The organism is Mesobacillus sp. LC4, assembly GCF_053543455.1.
Map to the genome: position 1 here is coordinate 1 of NZ_JBGCUB010000023.1, position 7,539 is coordinate 7,539.

At 43.4% G+C, this 7,539-nt stretch carries 9 protein-coding genes; 4 read left to right on the plus strand and 5 right to left on the minus strand.

Annotated features, from left to right (window positions below; all coding sequences use genetic code 11):
• Window positions 1-185: 185 nt before the first annotated feature.
• The gene (locus AB5I83_RS23525) at window positions 186-416 is read right to left on the minus strand and encodes a hypothetical protein (RefSeq protein WP_167834127.1); all 231 of its coding nucleotides are present in this window, start codon (window positions 414-416) and stop codon (window positions 186-188) included.
• A gap of 144 nt (window positions 417-560) precedes the next feature.
• Between AB5I83_RS23525 and pdaB the strand changes: the two genes are divergently transcribed.
• Window positions 561-1,313: a polysaccharide deacetylase family sporulation protein PdaB gene (pdaB, locus tag AB5I83_RS23530; protein ID WP_448978915.1), complete on the plus strand. Its 753-nt coding sequence runs from the start codon at window positions 561-563 to the stop codon at window positions 1,311-1,313.
• 12 nt (window positions 1,314-1,325) lie between these two features.
• Here pdaB and AB5I83_RS23535 read toward each other — a convergent pair whose 3' ends face one another.
• Entirely contained in the window at window positions 1,326-2,003 is a 678-nt protein-coding gene (locus AB5I83_RS23535) for a KinB-signaling pathway activation protein (RefSeq protein WP_448978917.1), read from the minus strand.
• Window positions 2,004-2,151: 148 nt separating this feature from the next.
• Here AB5I83_RS23535 and gerD point away from each other — a divergent pair, with 148 nt between their 5' ends.
• Window positions 2,152-2,784, plus strand: coding sequence for a spore germination lipoprotein GerD (gene gerD / locus AB5I83_RS23540; protein WP_448978919.1), 633 nt, complete (start codon window positions 2,152-2,154; stop codon window positions 2,782-2,784).
• Window positions 2,785-2,877: 93 nt separating this feature from the next.
• Here gerD and AB5I83_RS23545 read toward each other — a convergent pair whose 3' ends face one another.
• From AB5I83_RS23545 to AB5I83_RS23555, 3 genes are all read right to left on the minus strand, one after another.
• Window positions 2,878-3,933, minus strand: a complete 1,056-nt coding sequence (locus tag AB5I83_RS23545) for a P-loop NTPase (protein ID WP_167834123.1) — start codon at window positions 3,931-3,933, stop codon at window positions 2,878-2,880.
• A 289-nt stretch (window positions 3,934-4,222) separates the two neighbouring features.
• Window positions 4,223-4,939, minus strand: coding sequence for an N-acetylmuramoyl-L-alanine amidase CwlD (gene cwlD / locus AB5I83_RS23550; RefSeq protein ID WP_448978921.1), 717 nt, complete (start codon window positions 4,937-4,939; stop codon window positions 4,223-4,225).
• Between the two features lie 76 nt (window positions 4,940-5,015).
• The gene (locus AB5I83_RS23555) at window positions 5,016-5,459 is read right to left on the minus strand and encodes a YbaK family protein (protein WP_448978923.1); all 444 of its coding nucleotides are present in this window, start codon (window positions 5,457-5,459) and stop codon (window positions 5,016-5,018) included.
• 258 nt (window positions 5,460-5,717) lie between these two features.
• On the opposite strand from AB5I83_RS23555, the gene AB5I83_RS23560 reads away from it, so the two are divergent.
• Entirely contained in the window at window positions 5,718-6,683 is a 966-nt protein-coding gene (locus AB5I83_RS23560; RefSeq protein WP_448978925.1) for a S8 family peptidase, read from the plus strand.
• Complete coding sequence (locus AB5I83_RS23565) at window positions 6,680-7,453, plus strand: endonuclease I family protein (RefSeq protein ID WP_448978926.1); 774 nt, start codon at window positions 6,680-6,682, stop codon at window positions 7,451-7,453. Before AB5I83_RS23560 ends, AB5I83_RS23565 begins: the two co-directional genes overlap by 4 nt.
• Window positions 7,454-7,539 lie beyond the last annotated feature (86 nt).

Consider the following 7,539-nt stretch of genomic DNA (forward strand, 5'->3'; position numbering starts at 1 on the left):
ATTGTCTTGCCGCTCAGAAGCGACTTTCATAATATAGCATGTGACCGATTTAATGTCAACCACATTTTTTATTATTTTTTACCGCCGACCCTCGTGTTAGCGAGTGACTCAGCAGCGACGTTTATTAATATAACAGGATATTTTCTGTCCGTCAATAATAATCTAAAAAAAGTTTCATTACTTTATTATTGGCCTTTATACATGCTTTTCTTCGCTGGCATATACTTAAGGCATTCCTTTGGGGATGCTACTCTTTTAAAGAGAGAAAAAAGAATTTGATATCTTTCCTTCATGGATCTTTTAACGACATGATCAATACGATCATCCTTCAGATCGAATAGGATTTCATCCATTTCCCTTTTAATTAAGTATTCTAGCTCTTTCAGTTCCTTCTCATTGATCAGAACGCCAAGCATATATACACTCCTGTCCAATTTCACATAGTGGTTGTAGTGTGGTCTTTTTTTCGGATTTTTATAATCTGATTTTTTATTATCATATCTTTTTAGGCTGTGGAATAAAAATTAGACAAGGAGTGCATTGGACGAGGTGGTGAGAAAATGAATTTTTTTTATGTAATGAATGCTAAGTCGATTAAAACCGTTTTTGTCATCGTGATTGCAGCTTTTTTTACAGCTTGGTTCTTTTACATGGATAATATGGTCCAAATCCCTGCTTTTTCAGCAAAGGACGGTCCTAAAGCCATCTATAAAGGCGAGAAGGATTTGGCCTTGACCTTTAATATTGGCTGGGGCGATGAAAAAGCTGAACCGATTCTTGACGTCCTCAAGAAAGAGAAAGCCGGAGCTGTTACCTTCTTCTTGTCAGGTTCTTGGGCAGAAAGACATCCAGACTTGGTGAGCCGGATGGTGAAAGAAGGGTATGAAATCGGAATGCTTGGTTATGAGTATAAGGATTATACCGATCTTGAAGACGACAAGGTCAGACGTGATATCCAGAAGGCCCAGGAAGCATTCAAGAAGCTTAATGTTAAGAACATTGAGTTGCTGCGCGCCCCTACTGGCCATTTTGACCAACGCACGCTAAAAATTGCCGAGCGCCTTGGTTATACGGTCGTCCACTGGAGTCTTGATACAAAGGATTGGACGAATCCGGGTACGGAGGTAATTGCCGCGAATGCTTCTAAAGCCAAAAAAGGCGATATTTTATTGATGCATGCATCTGATTCAGCTAAACAAACAGCGGAAGCACTGCCGCTTGTGTTAAAAGATATCAAGTCGAAAAACCTGAAGATGGTCACGGTATCCGAAATGATTGCCAATGGGGACTCTAAATCAGCTGAAGTAAAATAAAAAACCGTCCAACTATGCGTTGGACGGTTTTTTTTGTGCCTTTTTATTAGGTTTCACCTTTGTCTTAGCCTTTTCTTCAAGAACCTTCCGTTCCTGAAGTGATTTTTGGTTCAGCTTATGAAGAACCAATAGCTGGTAGGCATTACAAACTAACAACGGAAATAGCATAAGATAAAGCCAGCTATGCTCGTTCACACGGAGTACCGGCACCCATTCAACCACTGTTACGACAATCATGAAAAACAATGCTGGTATAAAAGCTTCTTTATTTGTTTGCTTGACCTTCATAAACGCCACAATCAGCCCCGCAACCAATACGATCACAGCGAGTCCTAAGTAGGACATGATACTCTCGCCGTTTTCCGCAAATGTGGCAAAACGCAAGTAGACAAGGTCAAACAATACAAAGGCAATCAACAGGACCTGTACTGGATTCCATAATGATTTAAAAATACCCAGTCCAAAGCGATGCACTGTCAAATATGCAAAGAAACCCATTTGGCTAAGAATGCTAAATATAAGTCCAACACCCATTAGCCATACTAAAATTGAAAGGAATTCTAGAATGTTGAAATCACTCAGCAGGTGCTGGAATTCACTCCAGCGGACAATAAAACCAACTACAGCAGTTGTTACCGCCCCAACTGCTAAAGTGGTGAGAAATAAGTGTACCCAATTACGGCTAGTCACGATTTTTTCCCCCAAAACAAAATTAAACTTCACTATATGATTGTACCAATGCGGATTTGAAAAATCTAGGTGTCGTTCTTCGTGCATAACAATTTGTCATTTTACTCATCCTAAAATTAGGGCTGTCTATGTGAAAGGGGAATGGAAGATGAAGAAAATCGTGAAATTTATACTCCCTGCTTCCTTTTTACTTTTAGCTGCCGGCTGTGCTTCTCCAGCCGAGTCAGCAGGGGAAGTCGATTATGAGGAAACAAAGAAAATGGTTGTTGATATCCTGAAGACTGACGATGGCAAAAAAGCAATCCAGGAAGTCATGGGTGACGACGGCATGAAGGAAAAGCTAATAATGGACCAGCCGGTCGTAATTGATACAGTTGAAAAAACACTGACATCTGAAAAGGGAATGGATTTCTGGAAAAAATCCTTTGAAGATCCAAAATTCGCTGAGAGTGTAGCAAAAAGCATGAAGAAGGAAAATGAAAAGCTGTTAAAGGACCTTATGAAGGACCCAGAATATAAGGGCATGATGATTGAAGTCATGAAGGACCCTGAACTTGAAAAGGAATTAACTAACGTCCTCAAAAGCAAAGAATACCGGGAGCATCTACAAAAAATCATGACAGAAACCTTTGAAAGCCCGTTATTCAAAGCCAAACTTCAAGCGTTGATTGTCAAAGCTGCTGAGGAAATGCCCACCCAAAAGTCTGAAGGAGGCTCCGAAGAAGGCGGAGGAGGTTCTGGCGGTGGCGGGGATTCAGGCAGCGGTTCTGAAGGTCAATAGTAATTGGATTAGCAAAGTCCTTGATCAGCCCCAACAAAGGATTAACTGAATAAAAAAATGAATGAGCCTCTCCAATCAGGAGAGGCTCTCTTATTATTTTCCAAGCATTTGAACAACTTGCTGGGCAATATTCGTATAAATCGCGCCAATCTTATCGTCTTCCTGATAGATGGATGGAGCAAAATCTTCTTCATTCCAGGTCGGCTGGCCTAATGGCAGTTTGCCTAATAGCTGTGTATTGAGCTCGTCTGCAAGCTTTTCGCCCCCGCCTTGACCAAAGACATATTCTTTTTCCTCAGTTAGCTTACTTTCAAAGTAGGACATGTTTTCAATGACACCAAGAATTTCATGTTCTGTTCTAAGGGCCATTGCACCTGCACGCGCAGCAACGAATGCAGCCGTTGGGTGAGGCGTAGTAACAATGATTTCTTTACATGATGGCAGCATGGTGTGCACATCCAATGCCACGTCTCCTGTTCCTGGAGGCAAGTCCAATAGGAGATAGTCCAGTTCACCCCACTCGACTTCATTGAAGAAGCTGTTCAGCATTTTCCCTAGCATCGGTCCGCGCCAGATGATCGGTGCATTGTCTTCTACAAAAAATCCCATAGAGATGACCTTCACTCCGTGTCTTTCAACAGGGATGATTCTTTCTCCTCTAACAACCGGGCGCTTCGTGATACCCATCATGTCAGGAACACTGAAACCATAGATGTCGGCATCCACAAGTCCTACTTTTTTGCCTAAACGCGCAAGAGATACGGCAAGATTCACGGATACAGTGGATTTACCCACTCCGCCTTTTCCGCTCGCGATTGCGATGAATGTTGTTTGGTTATTAGGAGAAAGCAGGCCTTCTTCTTCTTCAGGAGCTGCTGTCTGATATTTAGAGAGGACTTCTGCCGGAAGGTCAAAGAATCGCAGGCCTACAGATGCCGCTCCAGCGCCTTTTAAAACATTGACAATTTCTGTCTGCAGCTGCAGCTGCTCGGCTGTACCTGTTTTGGCGATGCCAATTTTAACGCTTACATGGTTCTTCTCTTCTTTAATCTTGATTTCTTCGATGGCATTGATCTCTTCGAGTGTTTTATGTAAAAATGGTTCCTTAATGTCTTTTAGACTTTCTCGTACCTTAGCTTCAGTTAACATTTTGACACCTTCCTCTGTAAAAATTTATCTCCAAGGACAGTATACCATAATGATAAAATTCCTAAGTGTTAAACCTATCACACATTTCTGAAAGATATTTTTACCAAGAAAAGCGCAAGTGCCTTGGTCAGCCCCGACAAGCGCTGGAGGGCCGACCGGTGAAGTCGCTCTTTGACTTCATCGGGCGGACCGAAGCGACTCGAGGGGCTAGGCGCTGGAGCTGGACAATTCTCAAAGTGAAATTATATTTTCTCATCTACATAAAAAAAGAAGGATCCATGACCCTTCTTTATTTTTCCCAAAACTTCTGTTCATCTGTAAAATATCGTAGCATGCCCTCGTAAATAGAAGCAGCCACTTTTTCCTGATATGCTTCATCTCTCAGGTTTGCCGCTTCCTGGGGGTTAGACAAAAATCCGATTTCGACCAACACTCCGGGTTTATTGGTATGCTTCAGCAAATAAATACTATTTGCTGCCTTTGCGTCTCGATCTGTATTCTCAAGGTTCCGGCGTAATTCGTCCTGGACCAGTTTGGCGGCACGCTTGTTTTCTTTGTAATTCGTGGAGTAGAACGTTTGAGCCCCTTTCCATTTAGACGAAGGGATTGCGTTCAAGTGGATCGTTGCGAAAAAATCGGCTTCCGATTTATTGATCAAATCAAGGCGCCTTTTCAAATCCTGGACCTTCCGCTTACTGTAGCCCTTAAGTCCTTTATCCGCAAGGTCAATATCTGTTTCGCGCGTCATGATCACGAGGGCTCCCTGCTGCTGGAGGTAATCCCGCAGCTTCAAGGTAACATTAAGTGCGATATCTTTTTCAAAAGGCTCATCCTCTCCTGCCCCAGGATCGACCCCGCCATGCCCTGGGTCCAGATAGATGATTTTCCCCGAAAGCGGCAGGTTCCAGGATTCCCATGAATCATTTTCGGTAAAATCATACTGCAATATGAGGAACAGCACGGCAAGGCCGGCTGCGAATAATCCAATTTTTATTTTCTTTAGCATGTTCTATTCCATCCTCCCCAGCTAGTCCCTGATAATAAACTATATGGGACGGGTCGGCGGTTTAGAACTATCGCCCTTAATGCAGCCTCAGCTTATATTTCTTTTCACCCTTCATGAATCCTTCTCTCCACCAGCTATCACAATATTGCTCGCATAAATAATATAGCTCCTCTGAACCAACTCCTTCTTCTCCCTTCCCCCAAAAAAGGAAAAAGTTATACAAGGTGTCAATCAGATGCCGCTCTTCTTTTTCGCAGCGAGGTTTAACGGCCTCTAGTGGTTCTCCGAAATATCCGAAACGGCTGAACTTTGCGCCGAGTAAATAGGCTTCTATCGCTACATCATAACAAGCCTCTTCAATTCCCGAATTCATGATCAGGTTCGAGGTTAGCCTTGATGAGCCAAAATATTGTTTCACCCTGCCCTGCAGGATGTTGATTGATAATTCACGGAGCATCGCCCGCTCATACTTCACTTGTCTTTGCTTTCTTTTATCTACAAATGTCGTTACGACGTTCAAAGTATATTCACCCCTTAGGAAGTAGTGTTCAACCTGCGGATGGGTGTAATGCAATCAAGACAGACGATTCCTTTTCCAGTTTTCTCAGACGTTTACTGAATAATATAAAGTTAAATCCATTAGGATAAATTGCCCAATTTTGTATAGTCATTTCTAGTAAATTCCCTACTATCGGTCCTTTTCATTAATAGTCAGAATTGTTAGACTTATTAACACAACTAGAACTCGCTTCAATTTTATCTCTAAGGAGGGAAAGATATGGAGCAAGGTGTTCGTGTTATCCCTTATACCGTGATTGCAGAAGCTGAGGAAATTTTGGAGGTGCCAAAAGGTGTTGAACTGATACAGGCACCCAGGCTTTGGAACGAAACGAAAGGAAAGGGAATGAAGGTTGCTGTATTGGATACAGGCTGTGAAACCACACACCCTGATTTAAAAGACCGAATCATCGGTGGCAGGAATTTTACAGACGATGACCGCGGCAATCCTGATCTCTTTACCGACTATAATGGTCATGGTACGCACGTGGCTGGCACGATTGCCGCCCAGGAAAATGAAGCAGGCGTCATCGGTGTTGCACCAGAGGCTGGTTTGCTGATCGTAAAAGTATTGAATAAAGCCGGGTCAGGCAAATATGAATGGATTATCAATGGAATTTACTATGCCATCGAGCAAGAAGCAGATATTATCTCAATGTCTCTGGGCGGCCCGGCAGACGTCCCCGAATTGCATGAGGCAATCCAAGCCGCTGTAAAAAAGAATATCCTTGTCGTCTGTGCCGCTGGCAATGAAGGAGATGGCGATGATTCTACCAATGAATTTGCCTACCCTGGTGCTTATAACGAAGTCATCAGTGTCGGAGCAGTGAACCTTGAACGAGGTTCATCCGATTTTACCAACTCACATAATGAAATAGATGTCGTGGCTCCAGGTGAGCGGATCACTTCAACTTATCTGAACGGAAAATATGCGACCTTGAGCGGTACTTCAATGGCTGCTCCGCACGTATCCGGCGCACTGGCCTTGATCAAAACATATGCAAAAGTCCACTTTGAGCGGGAGCTGACAGAACCTGAACTTTACGCGCAGCTGGTCAAGCGGACGGTGCCGCTCGGCAATTCGCCAAAGCTCGAAGGCAATGGGCTCGTATACCTGACTGTTCCTGAGCACCTGGCCGAAATCTTTGACCAGAGCTTTAAAACGATGGTCATGGATGCGATATGATTTTATCAGCTAGTGAGGCGTACATTCATAACATTGAGAATAAAACGTATTATGATGCAGAACTGGACGCGATAATGCGTGATGAATATTATTGTGACGCTGTTTTCGGTGCGGAAGAGCTTTGTTTGCTGCTGGTCCGGACACATTCCTCCCATTTAAACTATTCGCCGCATGATTACGTTTATCCCTGGGTGGATTTACAGGAAAATCTCCAACTGAAGAGCCTGTATTCCGGCCAGGACCTTGACCCTGTTGAAGTGATCGAAGAAGATTTACGAATTCTGGACACCTTGAGGCAAGGAGGCTTTATAGCCAGTTCTGATTCTCTTTTCAATACTGAACATGTAGTGCCCCAATCATGGTTTGATGGTAAGGAGCCGATGCGAGGAGATCTTCACCATTTGTTTGCCTGTGAACCAGCATGCAACAGCATGAGAAGCAATCACCCTTATCACGATTTCTCATCCTATGAACCTGAGCTAGCCGCCTTAGGCATACGGTCTGGCTGCGGCATGGTGGAAGCAGCAAAGTTCGAACCTGAATACGGAAAAGGTATTGTTGCGAGAGCTGTATTTTATTTTGCTCTAAGATATAAAGATGTCATCCGTCTTGATGAACAAATGAACTTCGAGCTTCTGCTCAGATGGCATTTGGAATATCCTGTTACGCTATACGAAAAGCATCGGAATGCCGCAATCCAGGAGCTGCAGGGTAACCGAAACCCCTTTATTGATTTCCCGGAGAAAGCTAGAGAGATGCTTGGGCTATAAATGAGAGAACCGCCTGGACGTTTGATTGCAGGCGGTTTTTCTCTGTGATTGAGAAGCATTTTGGCAATGCAGATGTTTTCCTTTTT

Coding starts and splice junctions, on each gene's coding strand:
- AB5I83_RS23525 (WP_167834127.1), bottom strand. CDS start 416: ATGCTTGGCGTTCTGATCAATGAGAAGGAACTGAAAGAGCTAGAATAC.
- pdaB (WP_448978915.1), top strand. CDS start 561: ATGAATTTTTTTTATGTAATGAATGCTAAGTCGATTAAAACCGTTTTT.
- gerD (WP_448978919.1), top strand. CDS start 2,152: ATGAAGAAAATCGTGAAATTTATACTCCCTGCTTCCTTTTTACTTTTA.
- AB5I83_RS23545 (WP_167834123.1), bottom strand. CDS start 3,933: ATGTTAACTGAAGCTAAGGTACGAGAAAGTCTAAAAGACATTAAGGAA.
- cwlD (WP_448978921.1), bottom strand. CDS start 4,939: ATGCTAAAGAAAATAAAAATTGGATTATTCGCAGCCGGCCTTGCCGTG.
- AB5I83_RS23560 (WP_448978925.1), top strand. CDS start 5,718: ATGGAGCAAGGTGTTCGTGTTATCCCTTATACCGTGATTGCAGAAGCT.
- AB5I83_RS23565 (WP_448978926.1), top strand. CDS start 6,680: ATGATTTTATCAGCTAGTGAGGCGTACATTCATAACATTGAGAATAAA.